At 45.9% G+C, this 18,125-nt stretch carries 8 protein-coding genes; 3 read left to right on the top strand and 5 right to left on the bottom strand.

All coding sequences use genetic code 11. The annotated features are described in order from the left end of the window. Nucleotides 1–102 precede the first annotated feature (102 nt). Nucleotides 103–8,868: an S-layer homology domain-containing protein gene (locus LRL21_RS13155; protein ID WP_240416240.1), complete on the top strand. Its 8,766-nt coding sequence runs from the start codon at nt 103–105 to the stop codon at nt 8,866–8,868. Nucleotides 8,869–9,086: 218 nt separating this feature from the next. Next, nucleotides 9,087–9,731, top strand: a complete 645-nt coding sequence (locus LRL21_RS13150; RefSeq protein ID WP_240416445.1) for an HAD family hydrolase — start codon at nt 9,087–9,089, stop codon at nt 9,729–9,731. A gap of 72 nt (nt 9,732–9,803) precedes the next feature. Here LRL21_RS13150 and LRL21_RS13145 read toward each other — a convergent pair whose 3' ends face one another. The 5 genes from LRL21_RS13145 to LRL21_RS13125 all read right to left on the bottom strand — a co-directional run bounded on the left by LRL21_RS13145 (nt 9,804) and on the right by LRL21_RS13125 (nt 16,273). Next, entirely contained in the window at nt 9,804–10,952 is a 1,149-nt protein-coding gene (locus LRL21_RS13145) for a YheC/YheD family endospore coat-associated protein (protein ID WP_240416239.1), read from the bottom strand. Between the two features lie 14 nt (nt 10,953–10,966). Further along, on the bottom strand, nt 10,967–12,127 hold the full coding sequence (locus LRL21_RS13140) for a YheC/YheD family endospore coat-associated protein (RefSeq protein WP_240416237.1): 1,161 nt from the start codon (nt 12,125–12,127) through the stop codon (nt 10,967–10,969). Then, entirely contained in the window at nt 12,128–13,495 is a 1,368-nt protein-coding gene (locus LRL21_RS13135) for a YheC/YheD family endospore coat-associated protein (RefSeq protein ID WP_240416236.1), read from the bottom strand. Between the two features lie 154 nt (nt 13,496–13,649). Next, nucleotides 13,650–14,885 carry a YheC/YheD family endospore coat-associated protein gene (locus tag LRL21_RS13130; protein ID WP_240416235.1) on the bottom strand — a complete coding sequence of 412 codons (1,236 nt, stop codon included), beginning with the start codon at nt 14,883–14,885 and terminating at the stop codon, nt 13,650–13,652. A 20-nt stretch (nt 14,886–14,905) separates the two neighbouring features. Beyond that, nucleotides 14,906–16,273 carry a YheC/YheD family endospore coat-associated protein gene (locus tag LRL21_RS13125; protein WP_240416234.1) on the bottom strand — a complete coding sequence of 456 codons (1,368 nt, stop codon included), beginning with the start codon at nt 16,271–16,273 and terminating at the stop codon, nt 14,906–14,908. Nucleotides 16,274–16,516: 243 nt separating this feature from the next. On the opposite strand from LRL21_RS13125, the gene LRL21_RS13120 reads away from it, so the two are divergent. Continuing rightward, nucleotides 16,517–18,100 (top strand): DUF342 domain-containing protein, encoded by a 1,584-nt coding sequence (locus LRL21_RS13120; protein ID WP_240416233.1) that lies wholly within the window; start codon nt 16,517–16,519, stop codon nt 18,098–18,100. Nucleotides 18,101–18,125 lie beyond the last annotated feature (25 nt).

Below are 18,125 nucleotides of genomic sequence, written 5' to 3'. Positions count from 1 at the left end.
TGTTTGCCGATGATATTAGGATATTGAACCATTATTTACCAATAAATGGATATGTGTATATCCATGTTTTTCTGTTTTTTAATGCTAATGGAGGTGCAAAGAGTGTCACGTTTTATTAACAAAAATAAAAGATGGTATAGCCTTGCGTTGATTATTCTGATGATGGTAACGACGATTTTTCCGAATGCTCTTGTTCAGAAGGCGCATGCTGCAACAGAGATTGTGGCGGGGTGGACCTTTTCAGCAGCAGCTACGAGCCCTGTAGCAATCCCTGCAACAAGTGGTACGGACGCTAACTTGTCCAATGGGATATTTTCAATAAGCGGTAATCGCAGTCTAAGTTATACGGCTTCAAACGCTACAGTATATACCAGTGGCTGGCAAGTAGCAGGAGGCTATTGGCAGGCGCAAATCAGCACAAAAGGATACTCACAACTAACTCTTTCCTCTAAGCATTACGGTACTTCAACAGGTCCAAAAGATTTTAAGATTCAATACAGTACAGATGGCACTACATTTACGGATGTTAAAGATGGGTCATTTGTGCATACTGCAAATCTTGCACTTGGTCCAGACAATCTTGCATTACCGAGTGCAGTGGATGATAAGACAAATGTCTATATTCGATGGGTTAATTATACAACGGAACCTATTAGCAGCGGTACAGCAACTGCGAGTGGAGGTAACAGCAGAATTGCTGACATTGTCATTAATGGTGTGAAATTAGGCCAGAGCCAAAGCGTCGCCCCTGATGCGAATAAAATCATTTTTGATACGTTGACACACGTTTCGAGTGTTAGCGGGGCTGTTTATGGCGGAGCTGGCGTTAAGGTGTACTTCGCCGATAACTCGGTGGCAGGTACGGGCACAGCGGACATTAACGGTGCTTTCAATATTACAATTAATAATCCCAATTCAGAGCGTAAGGTGTATATCACTTCTCTGGAAAGCGGGAAAACCGAAAGCAATAAGGTTTCTGTTGATTTTGGGGCTATTCCCAAAACGACAAACCCGGATGTAAGTAAAATTACGTTTAATGATGATTTTACAACGATTAAAGGTGTTGCAGGAGCCGTATATGGCCTTGCTGCGGTTAAAGCCTATTTACCGGATAATACACCTGCAGGAACAACGACTGCCCAAAATGATGGTTCATTCAACATGACAATCAGCAACGCTGCTCACAACACATCGGCATTAGTGACAGCGACGGCAAGCGGCAGAGATGAAAGCGACAAAGTGAGCGTATCCATTCCCAAAACGGCGAAGCCGGATGCCAGTAAGATCACATTTACGAATTCCACATCGGTGATTGGTACTGCTGGAGCGGCTGCGAATAATGCACCAATCTCTGTATATTGGGACGATAATTCAGTGGCAGGTACAGCAACTGCGACTGCCAACGGTTCGTTTAGTCTAACCGTCTCTAACCCTGGGAGCAAAACTTCCGTATTCGTAGCAGCCAAAGAAACTGGCAAGCTAGAGAGCGATAAAGCGACAATTAATTTATCCTTTCCTGGTGCAACTTATTCACCTGGAGACGTTGTATTGAGTCAGCTTTACGTTAACGGCGGCAATAGCGGAGCTTTCTACAAAACGAAGTTTTTTGAGCTGTACAATACGACAAATCAGGATATTAATTTCAACAATGAATGGGCCCTCATTTATACCTCGGCAACAGGAACCAGCTTTGGTGCAGGAACGAAGCTGACCGGTACGATCAAGGCTCATGGCTACTATCTCGTAGCGGGCAACACGGGTGCTACCGGCGCGGCTCTTCCTGTAAATGTGGATCAAACGACCACGATTAATCCCAGCGGTTCTGCGGGAGGCATACTTACCCTTGCTAATGCAGTAAACGGGTTAAGCAGCCAGGATGACCCCAAAGCTATTGATATAGTAGCTTACGGTAATGGGTCTACAACCAGCTTTGCAACGAAAACGGATCATTGGGGCTCTCCTTTCTTTAGCTCTGGTGTCGGAGGCGGGGTGCTGCTGCGTAAAACCAATACTGGTTCCGATCCGAGAATTGCATTTGGCATGGGCAATGGATGGTTTACGAAAGACCCATCCAAAGATTTTGTGATGAACGCCCCATCCAGTCCTTCCAAGCCTGATGAAGTCGTCATCCACAACTCGAAGTTTATGCTTTCTCCGGACTCAAGTAAAATAACGTTTGCCCAAGCTGGCGGAACAGCTTCTGTCACAGGAGCAGCCAACGCTGTTCCATCATCAGCTACAGTTAAAGCATACTTGTACAATGGTGGTACTGTTTCCTACGTTCAACAAGCAACTGCGTCTGCCAATGGGTCATTTACACTGAGCTTTTCTGATCCTGGCAGCAGTCAGTCGGTATATGTGACTCATACGGATTCATCTGAACTGATATCTATGGAAAGCAATTATGCCCGAGTCAATGTAACGGGCTATCCAAGTGGAATTACCCCTATTGATCAACTACGAGCGAATGATGCAAATGGTTTTCCTATCAATCTGGGATATACCGCCACCATAGAAGGTGTTGCCACTTCGAACAACAATGCCCTTGGCAACGAAAAGACCAATTTCTATATGCAGGACGCCACTGGCGGTATTAACATTGTTGACGGCAAAGCCCCTACGGCTGCAATCCAGGCTGGTAACAAATTCAAAATTGATGGGCGAGTAGTTTTTACGGCCGGGACGACTCGATTTGTTCCGACAACTATTACTTATGTGGGCCCGGATCAGACGCCTGCTCCTCAAGCAATCGAATTGAAGTCGTTGAGCAGCTATGCGACAGCGGAACCGCTGGAGGGCAAACTGGTCAAGATCTCAGGAACAGTGACGAACATACCTGCTTCTGGCCCGGATTATGACATATCCATCTCTGATGATGCAGGAAATTTATCTATTATACGTATATTGGGAACTTCCGGTATTGATGTAAGTAAAGGAGCGATAGAGCAAGGCGATAGTTATACTTTTATGGGTATCGTCGGTCAATCCAAAAGTGTATCTCCTTTTACAAGCGGATATTATGTGCTTCCACGGTCGGCTGCCGATATAAAAGGAGAATTGCAGTTTACTCATACACCATTAACCAAAGCTTATATCGGAATCGATGTTTCCTTTACTGCTGCAGCTAAAAATGCAGATTCTGTCACACTTTATTACAAAGGGACAACTGATCCGACTTTTAGTCCGATTATTATGAGCTCGGCAGACGGAATAAATTACAATGGTAAAATACCGCAAGCAAGTGTGCCTGACAATAAATTGCTGTATTACATCGAAGCCAAGGGGAACGGAAAGACCCTGTCTTCCGGGGACGTTAACGCTCCAATCAGCATCGATGTTGTGGAGGACAAGGATGGTCCTGAGTATTCCAATGCATCACCTGCTAATGGTGATAGTATAGATACGGGACACCCTATCATTTCTGTAACATTAGATGACCCTAACGGTGTTAATACTGCATCAGTCAGTATGAAAATCGATGGAAATGATTTTACTTCCAAAGCGGTTATTTCGGAAAGAATGATCAAGTTAACTTTGACCGCTGATGAAGATTTGGCAGTAGGGATTCATACTGTCGTTGTATCAGCTAAAGATAAACTTGGTAATTTATCGACGTATTCATGGAGCTTTGAAGTCCTGCAAAGATTTACCGGAGGAAATCATTACCGGGGTACGACCCATAACCATACCAATATTTCACATGACGCTGATGGAGCGCCAGAAGATGCCTTAAAAGCTGCAGAAAAATATCAATATGACTGGTTTGCTTTTTCCGATCACTCCCACGATATTGATTCCAGTCTTGTCGGAAAAGATTCTGTTGATCACAACGGAATGAAAGAACGCACAGGCGGATCGAATTGGCAGTTAACTAAGGACTTGGCAAATCGCTACACGAAAAACGGGAGTTTTGTAGTTTTTCCGGCATTCGAAATGACATCAACTACGTGGGGTCATTCCAATGTGTTCGGAACTAACAATTTTATCGATCGAGTAGAAGAAGGCGGAACGTATCAGGATTTGAAAAATTATTACAGCTGGGTTTTGACCTATGACAATATCGTAGCCCAATTTAATCATCCGGCGATGTCGGCCAATGCCTTTGCAAACTTTATTCCCTACGATAAAAAAGTAGATAAGCTGTTTACGATGCTTGAAGTAGGTAACGGTTCAGGCAAATACTCGTATGCGAATGCTCAGGATAAATTTTTCAATGCGCTTGATTTAGGCTGGCATGTGGCTCCGACTTATGGCGAGGACAATCATGATGCGACCTGGGGACAAACCAAAAATCGTACTGTGATCGTAGCAAACGACCTTAGTCAGGAATCGCTGCTCGATGCCATGAAAAAGATGCGTGTTTACATGACCGAAGATCCAAATTTCAAGCTGGATGTTTTGGCAAATGGCTATTATATGGGTTCGACGGTGGACAGTAAATCGTTAGACTTTAATATTACCGGCAGTGACCCTGTATGGGAGTCTTCTGCAGATCCTAAATACAGTTATTTAAAAACAGCGACTAACGATAATATTTCGAAGGTTGAACTGATCACAAATGGTGGAAGAGTCGTAGATAGCTATACACCAACTTCCGACTCCACAGCTTTTAATTGGAAACCAAGCTTTACCGTACTGGGCGGTCAGCAATGGTTTGTAGTGAAAGTTACACAAAAGGATGGAGATCGTATTTATTCTGCACCCATCTGGTCTGTAGCCCAGGATTTAGCTGTACAAGTAAGTAATGTAGATGCGGTTGATGGAGCCTTTATCGGGGGAGTTCCTGCCGACATTAAAGCGGGAATCAGCAATCAAGGAAGCATCAACGTTAGCAATTTGGTTGCTCATTTTTATTACGACAGTATTGATTCCCAGCATTTCATTGGAGATGCAACGATAGACTCGCTTCCGGCCAATACTTCCGGCTCTGCAAGCGTAAAATGGTCAAATCCGATCGCTGGGGACCATAAGGTTATCATTGTGCTTGAGGCCAAGGACGGTCATGATCTCGGAAACAATAAATTTGAACAACAGTTTACGATTAAAGCACCTCTTGGCAAGATTATCATGATTGATGCTACTCATCAAAATGAGAACACTACATTAGATGCGGGTACTTATAAGGATAATCTAAAATTATTTACAGTTATGATGAGAAAACAGGGGTATACGGTACTTGAAAATACGGCACCGATTTCGGATCAAGTATTAAGCAATGTTAACGTATTGATGGTTACACACCCTGCTTCTGCCTACACAACGAATGAAATTACAGCAATCAATAAGTACATGACTAATGGCGGATCGTTATTGCTGACTGAAAAAAGTAATTTCGGCGGATCGAATCAAAATTCAAACAGCTTGTTAACTGGAATCGGGTCCAGCATTCAAGTGAATAATGATGGGGTATTTGATGAGTCCAAGGAAGGAAACTTTTGGAGCACACCTTTAACTTCCAATTTTTCCGTGCGATTGCATCCAACACCAGTAAAAAATTATATAACGGATTTTGTTCCAACCATAGAATATTACAGCGGAGCCAGTCTCGCTCGTAATGGTGGGGCAGGAAATAAAGTTTCACTTACGGACAGCAGTTCGGTAACGGTTCTTGTAAGAGGTAATGAAACCACATTCCAGGATACACCAAGTGTAAAAGCTGACGCTGTGCCTTACAGTGTATTCACTTCTAACGGGAAAAATGGTCCGGCTCTGGATTCAATAACAGGTGGTTCTAATATTCCATTAATCGCCTCAGAAACGATCGGTAATAGCCGGGTTATCGTTACTGGTATGAATGTTTTCAATGATAAGCAAATGGATCAAACGTATAATCCGAAGGGTAACGATCCTTTCGCGCTTAACGCGATCAATTGGTTAGCACACCTGGAACCCAAAGTTAGCCCTATCGGCGAGGCTCGCATTAAGGCTGAGGGTACCGATGCTGTTATTGAGGGAAAAGTAACGACAACAGCATTTTATGACTCTGTTTATGTTCAGGATGAAACAGGCGGTATAATGGCATTTAACGAAGTGCCTGCTGGAAGCCTGCAAATCGGAGATACGGTTCGGATCTACGGACACATCAAAGTGTTCGAAAATAACACAGAGTTAGAATTCGGAAAGTTTGTTGATAGTGTTGTTAAACTCAATACATCGCCTGGAGTTCCAATTGCACCTAAAGCCGTCAGCACGCAAGAGGCTTATGCTGAGGTAAATCAAGGTCAACTTGTTAAGGTGACAGGTAGGGTTACAGCAATACCGGACGATAACTCTTATGTAATTAACGATGGTTCGGGAGAAGCATTGGTCTTTGCAGACGGATATGTAATCAATCAATCCGGTCCTATTCCTAAGCTTAAAATTGGCGATACACTTGAAGCGGTTGGACTAACCGGTAAATATGCAGAAGGCAAACGAATTCGAGTGAGAGATACGAAGGAGTTAAAAGGCTCAGCACAGTCTGCGCCAACAGCAGCAGAGGTAGCAGCAGAAATTACAGTGGTGGCAGCACCAGCGAAGGATGCTACAAGCCTAACGCTGCCAAGTGTGAAGAGCGGCTACACAATTGCGATTAAAACATCAAGTAACGAGGCGGTGATCGCGAAGAATGGTGTGATTGCACCGCAAGACACAGATACGAGCATAAATCTCGTATTTACCGTAACGAGAATATCGGACGGCTCTACAGCGGATACGGTTAGCATGACGGTAATCGTGCCGTCAAAAACGCCAACTCTGCCACCAGTGCCAACAGCAGCAGAGGTAGCAGCAGAAATTACAGCGGTGGCAGCACCAGCGAAGGATGCAACAAGCCTAACGCTGCCAAGTGTGCCGAGGGGCTACACAATTGCGATTAAAACATCGAGTAACGAGGCGGTGATCGCGAAGAATGGTGTGATTGCACCGCAAGACGCAGATACGAGCGTAAATCTCGTATTCACCGTAACGAGAATATCGGACGGATCTACAGCGGATACGGCTAGCATCTCCGTTATGGTCTCGGGCCAGGCTAAAGTTAATGTTAACTTGAAATCCCTTGAATTAAGCGGATTGACATTTAATTTCTCTGCTGATACAACGGACTATATGCTGAGTGTAGGTAATAACACAAGCAGTATATTTGTAACGGCAGCCGCAGTTGATTCGAGCGCTTCACTGGAAATTAACGGTGAAACGGCGAGCAGTCAACGAATCCTTTTGTCAGAGGGGTTAAATACAATCACGGTTCAAGTAACGGCAAAAGACGGAACAACTCAAAAAATATACACATTGAAAATAAATAGAGCTGCTGTCCAAACCGTAACTGAGACGCCGGTACAAGTATCAACTGAACCAGTGAGTTTAACGGTTCCAACTGGGGTGACTAATGCCAGGATACAAGTGGCTCCTCTTACAACAGGAGATACTAAACAAGCAACTCTGCCTTTAGTTGAGGCGAAGGCAACAACCTCAATAGGCGAGGTACAGGTATCGATCCCTTCTGGGGTCAAGATTACTGCTCCTGCAGCTTGGGATGGAACCATTAAACTGCCCGAGCTTCAAGAGAATAGTAGTGTTGCGGTAACCAACGGAAATGTAAATGCAGTCATTGAGGTTGGAGTACCGGATCTAACATTAACCTTTGATAAAGCTGTAAGGCTGCTTGTACCTAACCAAGCGGGAAAATCAGCCGGCTTTGTAAGAGGTGGAGTCTTTGCAACGATTACGAACACTGTCACTGCAGATACACAAGATGCGGCTGACTCGCAGATTTCAGCAGATGGTGAGGCGAGGATCGATGTAGGCAGCGATATGATTATTTGGACTAAGCATTTCACCAAATTCGTCAGCTATACGGTTGCCAGCACTACACCGAGCATTCCATCTAGAAGTAACTCCAATAGTGGCAGTAATTCGGCTGCTAACTGGGGTATGATCTCTGCATCTGTTGGCGGAACGGTTACCATCAATGGAGTTAAGATCGTAATTCCAGCCAATGCTCTCAATACTGATTTTAAAGTGAGCGTTGATAAATTAACGAATACTACAGAACTAAATTCGGATGCGTCTATTCAATTGCTAAGCGACATCTTTGAGATTAAGAAAGACAAAGCTGATGAATTCACACGGCTAGTGTCGATTACCTTACCGTTCGATAAGACGAAGTATGATCCTGCGAAGTCACAATTATCGCTATACGGGTTCGATGAAGCAGCGCGAAAATGGATTTCATTGGCTAACCCTCAAGTGGATATCGAGAATGCAGTCGTAACCGGTTCAGTAAATCGTTTTAGCAAGCTTGCCGTTTTCTCAAGCAATATTCAAGATGCTCTCACACCGATAACAGTACCTGAACCAACACCTGTTCGTGTAGAGCTGACTGATATTAAGGGTCACTGGGCAGAAAACAGTATTCGAGAGCTGATTACAGCTGGAGCCATTGACGGATATCCTAATGGAACCTTCGGTCCTGAGAACAACATCACCCGTGCTGAATTTGCTGTTGTCATGGTGAAGGCATTCGGACTCAAGGGAATGAGCGGGAAGAAGTTTGAGGACACCGCTAACCATTGGGCTAGCAAGTCGATAGAAACGGCTGCGGCCAACGGCATCATTTCGGGTATTAGTGAAGTATCCTTCAGACCGGATGATTTGATCACACGTGAGCAAATGGCTGCGATGATTGTGCGTGCGGCTATGCTGCCAGCGTCGACAACTGGAGTCACATTTACGGACAGCTCCGAAATTTCCGTGTGGGCCCAAAGGGAAGTGTCTGCAGCCGCAGCAAGCGGTTTGGTCAATGGATACCAAAACGGAACCTTTAAGCCACAAGGAAATGCAACACGTGCGGAAGCAGCAACTGTCATTTTAAAAGCAATAAAAAAATAATCGATTTCAATGAAGAACAACTAACAACAATGTCTATGCCTGTGAGCTTGTACGTCCCTTAATGGAACTGCAGTTCATAGGTATAGACTTTTGTATGAGTCTTGATACGCTCATTTGGTATTTAATTGACAAGCACTCAAAATCATGATTGTATAGAACGTGGACTATTCATTCAGGAGGGATTGCGCTTGTTACCAACTTTACAGAAGCCCGAAGCAATGATTTTTGATTTGGACGGTACTTTATTTCAAACCGAAACACTTTTGCTGCCTGCGTATCATGCTACTTTCGAGCAAATGAGGACAGAAGGAATTTATAGTGGTGAAACGCCGCCAGAGAGTGCTATTCTGGGCAGTCTGGGAATGCTGCTTGAACATATTTGGCAGCGCGTTATGCCAGATGTAGAGGTACAGGTACATAGACGTGCTGACGAATTACTGTTAGATTACCAGATGAAAGGCTTGGAAAATGGAGAGGGCTCTTTATATGGGGACGTTGCTGACACATTGGCAGCTCTGCATGCCCAAGGAATTCGTTTATTTATTGCGAGCAATGGATTAGAAGGCTACGTTAAAGGGGTTATGGAGTTTAAAGGGTTAACTCCTATCTTCGAAGGCTTGTACAGTGCGGGTGAATTTCAGACAAGATCCAAAGTGGATCTTGTGAAGCAGCTGCTGACAACCTATGACGTTAAATCGGCATGGATGGTTGGCGATCGTTCTTCCGACGTAGAAGCAGGTAAAGAAAACGGCTTGACCGTAATTGGCTGTGATTATGCGGGATTCCGCGATAAAGGTGAATTGGCAGGCGCCGATGTTCGTATTGCCAAATTTTCGGATATATTAGAACTGATTGAGAAGTAAGCTTCATATCAGACAAGTACAACAACCAACCGTGAGCAGACTTTGCTGCTGATACGGTTGGTTGTTTGTTGTTCATCCAGTTGTGTGTGATTTATCAATATCAACCAGCGGTTTGCTTTTATTTTTGTTTTTACTTTTATTTTGAAGCAGCCAGAGTGCGTACTCTAACGGCCGTGTAATCGCTTTGCGATAAGTCTCACGTTCCCCGATTCGATAAAAAACTTCACGCGAAGGCTTGGGATTGACCTCTAGCAGCCAAACCTTTCCCTTGGGATCAATGGCCAAATCGATTCCGATCTCACACTGCTTCCCGAACTTGCGCTCCAAAAAGTGAGCGATGTCGATACCCAGCTTATTAGCCTCCTGCTGAATCGAAGCTACCTTTTCCTTATTGCCAAAACGCCGCATCAGCAGCTTTTCCATCGCAATGGCCGTACCTCCTCCATGCAGATTGGAGGTGACCGAGTGCATCGGTCCGATCCTTCCAGCACAGCCGGTAACCTGCCACTCGCCCCTGCCGTCCTTTTGAATAAGCATCCTGAAATCGTGAACACGGCCATCCTTGAGGGTGAGTGAAATTCCCTGCTGTACAATGTAACGGCCCTTAAGGCGCCAGCTGCTTAATTTGGTTGAAATTTGCGATTCGCTAATTTTTTGCTGAGGAATGATACGTCGCTGTTCATCCCTTCCCTGCATCAAAAATGTCGAATCCGATATTCGCTGCAGCCGAACGATGCCCCGTCCTCCGGTGCCATTTCTGGGCTTCAAATAGATGCGCTGATGCTGCTTAAGCAGACGGATCATTTCTTTATGATCGTTATAACGGACAGTTGCTGGCAAATGGTCAGCTATAACGGAATCCTCTGATAAGGCTTGATGCATAGACCATTTATTGGCTAATGGACTGCTTAGATAATGAAGCTTTTTATGCACAGTGCGGAATCTGGAAATTTTGTGGAAATTATGAACACCGTGATAACGACAGCGATCATAGATCAGCTCGGGAATGAGTGCCCACTTGCGCTGCCATTTGCCGGAGGCCACGTCGTAGACCAGAGCTTTGATTTTTTGTTTGTTTTTATCTACATCATCGGGTGTAAATACAAGTATTTGGATGCCAAGCTTCTGTCCGTAAGTGCTAAGCTTACGAAAATAGGACAGTTCTTCCAGCCTCTGCTCTGACAAGTACATAGCTAGTATGCCTAAACGGTACGGAGTCATGTTTCGTCACCTGCTCACCTTGCTTTTTTGGACATGGTGGTAACTGTCTTTTTCTTCGTCTTTTTGGATAAGTGAATGCAGTAGTTAATTAAATTGTCCAATGATTGTTTGCGAATATGCGGCTCATCAAATTTCATGGGTTTTGAGTTTGCTTCAAAAAACCAGATTTGACCCGTTGTATCTACCCCCAGATCGAGTGACATTTCACCAAGGGTGCTGCCGCTAGCTTTCCCAATTTGTTTGGCTATCAATAAGGAGGCTGATCGGGCCCGCTGCAATATCTTTTTGCTCTCTGCCGCACCAAAGCCAGCGCTGAGCAATTTGGCAGGATCATCGATGGAACCTCCTCGCGGCACATGGGTGGTAATGCTCTGCTTACCAGCCAGCCGTGCACCAATGCCCGTAACAGTCCAGGCGCCTTTGCTATTTTTTTGCACAAGCACCCGAAGATCGAACGGACGCTGCTTATAGAGCGATAACGAGATGGCCTGCTGCATAATATAATCCTGAGTGACCATCATTTGATTAATTTGCGTCCACAGCTGCGAGACATTCGTATAGCGGGAAATATGACTTCTTGTTTTGTCTTGTACGCTAAGCTGATATTTTTGTGCCCGGGTTGTCTTTTCGATGATCCGACTAACCTTCATAATGCCCTTGCCCGCTTTACCGCGGACCGGCTTTAAGTAAAGGCTCGAATGCTTATGCAGCAGCTTTTCCAGATCATCGCTTGTCGTCAGCTTTTGGGTGGTAGGGATATAAGGACCGGTTTCTTTGGACTTATTCAGCCATTCAAAAAGCGTCCATTTATTGAAAAAAGAAGGGTTGAAAAAATGGATGCTTCGGTGGCGCAAGCAGCTCTGGAGAATAGATTGCACCTCGGGAAGCTGCTCAAACTTACGGTAAGGAATACGATTGTAAATAACATGAGGAAGAGGAAGAAGCTCCTTTTTCCAGGACTTGGTTTTAAAATTGTATGAATAGCCTGTGGCCTGATTAGCTGTAAGCTTGAAGTTGGCGGTCGTCATCACATACACATGGACTCCCTTTGCCTCTCCGGCAGCGATCAAGTCGATATAATTTTCTTTATTTCCCCTAAAAATTCTCGTGTCATCGGAATGAGTGAGAATGGCCAAGGTAGGTCGTCGTGATTTTTGGTGTAGGAGAGGTTCCACTCATGATTCCCTCCTTGAGCGAAATCGGCTTAGGTACAGACAGTAGTCGAACACGTGTTTGAGCGCTGCCTTACCTTCTCCTTTGAGTGCGGGATGCTTGAAAATAGAACGACCGGGCTTGGAGTTGGCTTCGAACATCCAAATTTGCTCGTTTTGATCAATACCAAGATCAAAGCCAAGCTCACCGAGCGTGTGTTTATCGTTGCGTTCAAGCGCTTCGGCCAACTTGATTGCAGTTTCTTTGGCATTATTTAATACCTGCTCAGCACGTGAACCGAATATTTGCCTTAGAACCTGATCAGGAGTCATTAATTGACCTCCTGAGCGCACATGGGTGGTCACACTGCCTTTACCTGCCTTCTTGGCTCCAATGCCCGCAACGACCCACTCGTTGTTAATGTTTTTGGTTAAATGGAAGCGGAAATCTATCGGACAATTATCAATTTCGATCAGACGGATACCTTGCTGAGCCACGTAATGATTCAGTCTGGCATTACTGCGATTGAGCATGGACATTAAGGAATCAAACCGGCTGAAGCGAAGCAGCACATTTTTGCCATTGCTGCGATAGCGGGCATAATATCCTCGTTTGGGGTTATAGGTTACCCGGTAAATACCGATGCCGAGGCTGCCTCCGGTTGGCTTTAAATAAATAAACTTGTGTTTATCAAGCATTTCCTTGATTTGACTCGAAGAAGGGTTGATATGGGATTCAGGCACATGACGGAAAGCATCTGTTCCTTCGAGTAAATTATACACATCCCACTTCTCGTAAAATGCCCAGTTGAACAAAGGAATACCTTTGCGCACAAAACGCTGCTTGAAATTGTTCATGGATGCCAGTTTTTCCGCTTTGCGGCTTGGTAAGCGATTGTATACGACATCAGGCAGCGGAACGGTTTTACGGTACCAGCCTCCTTCTGAGCGTGGGAAGATGCCTGATACCGTCTCCTGAGACCAGTTGACATCGCTGGGTGAAAAACCGAAATAAAAGGATTTATCGGAGCCCGCACGCATAAACTCGCGAAGAAACCCGGTACGTGAACCAAAAGGCGCAGTCCCGCTGGCCATTACATTCGTTAAGATGCCAATGAGCGGCCCGATGCGGATATCTTTACCGTTATTGCATACCACCATGCTCGTTCCGAGCTTGGGAATGCGCAATTGAGACAGGATGGAATTAGGAACATGAAGATGATTTCCTGATTTTTTAATCAGCTTGAGACCCACTGAGGCGCTTTTGCTTCCCACATGCAGAATGACGGATCTGGTTTTTGCCAGCTTGAGGGATCTCGCCAATTCACTGGTCAAGTAGATGACTTTTTCCTGCCTTTGTGTCACATGAATCGTGCAAGTTGTCAAACTCATGATTGGGGTTTCCTCCTAAAGTTTTTGCGTAAGCAAAAACTGACTTCGAAAGCATGTGCTATGTTTTTGCGTAAGCAAAAACTGACTTCGAAAGCATGTGCTATGTTTTTGCGTAAGCAAAAACTGACTTCGAAAGCGTGCAATAGCTGCCGCATTAACGTGGCTTCACCGCAGCAGCTATTGCCAAACGATTAGAGATATCGCAATCCGCAGGTGCGGATGAAATGAAAGGTGAACGGGATTTCATTAAATAACGGGCATAGTGAACGGGATTTGTAACAGCATGAATATAGGCTGATGCTTCATTTATACGTGACAAGGCGGAGCGCCCCGGCTTTGAATTGACTTCTAATATCCATATCTGTCCTGTAGTATCGATACCAAAATCTATTCCAAGCTCAGCCAGCTGGCCATGATTGGATTCCAGAACAGCGGGAATGAGAACGGACAGACTGTAAAGCTCCTTTATAATCCTCTCAGCCTGCTGGGAAGGAAACTGTTCGGCGAGAAAGCGGCCTACAGGCTCAACAGTTCCACCCCCATGGAGATTGGAGGTCAGACTACCTTCCTGGCCTTTACGAACAGCCATTCCGGTCACTGACCACGTGCCCGTGCCGTCCTTTTGCACCAGCGAGCGCACATCGTAAGCGTCGCCCGTGCGTGTTTGCAGCAGCAGGTATTGCTGCTGCAGGTAGGGCCGCCGCGCCGTGAAGCGGCGCAGCCAGAGCAAGAGCGACGCCTTGTCGGCGAAGCTGCGCGCGATGGGCTGATTATGCGCATCGCGACCGCGCACGCTATACGCCTGAGGCGACTCGCTGCGCTGCACGAGCAGCACACCACGGCCCTGCGAGCCGGCTTGCGGCTTCACAATCAACTGGCCATGCTCCTGCAGCCAGTCGGATACAGACTGCATGCTGCGCATTGCTGCAGTACGTGGCAAATAGCGCATAAAGCGGCCATCCCGTTCCAGCATACGCTGAACCTCCTGCTTTCCCTTTAGGCCGCAGCCCAGAAACAAGGCATGATGCTCCTCCTGCAGTCTGCGGACGGCAGCACGGTGCTCCAGATATTGCATACGGTGCGTAAAAAAACAACGGTCATAGACAGCATCCGGCAGCGGATAAGTACCGGATACCCATTTCTTGTTCCGTTCATCGTAGATAAAGCCTTCGGTTGTGCCTTTTATCCAATCGATGTTTTGCGGGGTAAAGACGAATACGTTCATTCCAGCCCGACGGCCCGCCAGACATAAGCTTTTATAAAATCGGCGGCTTCCAAAAGGAGGATTTTCGACAGCTCGAACCGCTTCGTGGCCCGAAGCTATACTACGACCTATTCGGGTCGTCATGATGCCAAGGCTGTGCCGGAATCGGTTCGTTTCTGTCACCATGTCAGCTCACCCCAGCCTTCTCAGAACTTTGCCGCAAAACGGGAGTATTTCACGACCTTCTTCACAGATGGCCGGATGGTTCGCGATGTGGAAAGAGCGGTATTATCTTCCTTGGATGGCTTGGAGTTAACTTCCAGCAGCCATACTTTTCCTTGTGTGTCCAGAGCCAAATCAATGCCAAGCTCGGCAAAATGTCCCGGGATCTGGTTCTCGACCCCTTTGGCAATAGCCAAAGCCGCACGTCTCAGCTTCAGCGCTCCACCAGAGGCTGAGGTTGAATTGGAACGGGCCAGTGCTTCCCTGACGGTGGACAGGCTGCCTCCCCGAGCCAGATTAGAAACAAAATGATGGCCTCCTGCTGTTCTTGCTACAATTGAAGTAATACTCCATTGTCCGACATCGTTGAGCTGTACCAGAGCGCGGAAGTCCACCGGCCGGCCGCCTACCGATATGAGTGTGAGCCCCTGTTGGATTTGATAGCGCTGACGCTTGATCTTTTTGACAAAAGCATTGGCTAATTGGCCTGAATTACCAAAGGTTAGTTTACTTGCTCCGCTGCGATTAGCAAATTGACATACGTAACCTCCATCGACCTTTCGTTTGACACGAATGATGCCTTTTCCCAGACTGCCCGTAATCGGCTTCAAAAAGATGGTGTTATATTTGGTGCACATCATTTTCAATTGCTGGACATTGTGCAGCAGGTGCGAATCCGGCAAATAAACCTGAAGTCCGCCTTCCTTGCGAAGAGCGTCAAATACCTCTGTTTTGTTTAAATACTTTTCATTGAAGAGTACAGCCTGGTTCTGCATTTTCGCATGGCGTATAAATTGCTGGACATTCGCGCGATTTTCCAGTTTACGTGAGGTTAAGCGATTGTAAATGATATGGGGCAGCGGAAATGCACGTTTAATCCATTTGCCGGCATAATGCCAACCTCTTACCGTCTCGCCATGACCGTTAACCTCATCAGGGGTAACGAAGTAAACAGTGGCTCCGTATAGACGACACGCATCATCCATTTCTCTGCAAAATGCGGTGACAGCACCGAAGGGTCTCTCCGGGGAACCGGCATGCACACGGCTGACCATCACACTGATCAAGGGTCCAATATGGAGCGAACGCGTAGACGATTTATAATGAAGGCATAGCGGTATGCCATGGACGAGCCCCCACTTAGCGGCTATGGAGTCAGGGATCCGAAGGACACCGGCTTGCGACAAGGGAATGACCTTCACCTCATGCTTGGCTGATCCAAAACACAGCTGCAATGATGACTGAGCCGTTAATTTCCATCTTTTCACCAAAGAATCGCTAAGCATGATCGTGAGATCGTCTGTCTGTAGACCGGCAGGTTGGATTTGAATCTTGACCTTCGTTCTTTTCACTCTTGCAACTCCTTCCTGGCGCCGACTTGAATGACTTATCAATGATCTACTTGCATCATATGAGGTCCTTTTACCCTTGGTGAAAAGAAAATGTCCGATACGCTATAAAACGCAATATGCAAGAGCCTTGAATTTTAAAACTGATATATTTTTTTGTTAAATTTGAGACAAAATACCTATGGTCGGAAGGGAATAGGCGAATTTTGTCTAATTTACTTAGGAGAGATGGAGGAGGTGGACTCTATGCAAATATACACGAATGAGTATTTCACTTTATCGTCTGAAGACAACCGGGTTTATATATCGGTATATGCCCCTGATTATCCCTTCACGGAGTTTGAGCAGGTGCTTCAAGCCGTGCCGCGGGTGCAAATTACTCAATTTGGCAGCCTGCGTAAAGCTATTCAGCAGAATCTCCCGGAAAGGACCGAAATAGGACGCTTGAAGCCCGAGTATGAGCTTGTGGTCAGTCCTGATTATATGAAGGCTACGGTTCGATTTAATATCAGTGAGGACGAATACGAGTCGAAACGGCAGGAGCTGACAGGGGCTGTTCTTATAGGGCTAAAGCAGTATGGAATTGTCGATGGTATTTTGTATGATGCGTTGAATGGGCCGTTCACGAAGCAGGAGGTGTTGATCGCACAAGGAATTCAGCCCGTTGAGGGTGTGGACGCCGTGATCCGGTACTATGAGTTGTCTGAACGAAAGCCTTCAATTCTTCAGGATGGTTCTGTAGATTATTATGAATTGAATTTTATTGATGAAGTGGAAGCAGGCGATTGGTTGGGTGAGAAGATACCTGCCACAGCCGGAATGCCGGGACGGAACCTCAAGGGCGGCATCCTGCCGGCAAGAAAGGGACGCGATAAACCACTATTTTATGATAAAGAAACGGTCGAAGAGGTTCCGGAGGACGGCAAGATTGTACTTCGTGCCAAAATAAACGGTGCGGTAGCGAAGGCCGGACGTACCATTGAAGTTCAACGCGTGCTGACCATCCGAGGGGACGTTGGACCTAAGACGGGTAATATTGACTATGATGGAAGTGTGCAAATTACAGGAACGATCATGGACGGATATTCAGTGACCGCTACTCAGGATATTTCGGTTTTGAGCCAAATGGGAATCGGAGCTGCGGAAAGCATCACGTCGGAAAGCGGAGATATTTTCATAAAAGGCGGCATCTTCGGCAAGGACCGAACGGTGATTACAGCAGCCAACCATGTGTTCGTCAAGCTTGCCAACGACTGTACGATACGTGCCGGTGAAAAAATTCATATCGGGCTGTATTCGATGGGCAGCAAGCTGTATGCCAAATACGTATATCTGGACAAATCAAGGGGGAAAATTATTGGCGGCCTCGTTCAAGCGCAGGTCCAAGTGGTTTCAGCATTTATCGGCAATGAAATGGAACGGCCGACGGTTGTTCAAATCGAAGGCTTTAACCGGGCCCAGGTGAAGCGGGAGCTGGATGAGCTGTTGAAGGAGTACCAGACCCTGCTTGCAGAAATTGAAAAAATTAGAAAAGAAGTCGATTTATTTGGGGATAGTGGGGACAACGGTGATAATCTGAAGGGCACACAAAAAAAGGATTTTATTTACTATTGGTCCAAACAGGAATCCTCGGTTGACAAGGTTCATCAATTGGAGGAAGCACGTAAAAAGCTGATGGCGTACTTAAGCGCTAAAGGCGACGGTGAAGTTTCAATCATTCAAAAAGCGTTCCCCCGCACCGTCCTGCAAATCAAAGAAATGGAAAAGCATATCGAGCGAATCACGACGGGCAGTTTTTATGTGAGTGAAAACAAGCTGTTTTATGAATAAAATCAAAGGGGATGCTAAGGTGACA

Source organism: Paenibacillus periandrae (genome assembly GCF_022458865.1).
GTDB classification, from domain to species: domain Bacteria; phylum Bacillota; class Bacilli; order Paenibacillales; family NBRC-103111; genus Paenibacillus_S; species Paenibacillus_S periandrae.
Note: the sequence above shows the minus strand (reverse complement) of the source record. Positions and strands in the feature narration are given on the sequence as shown.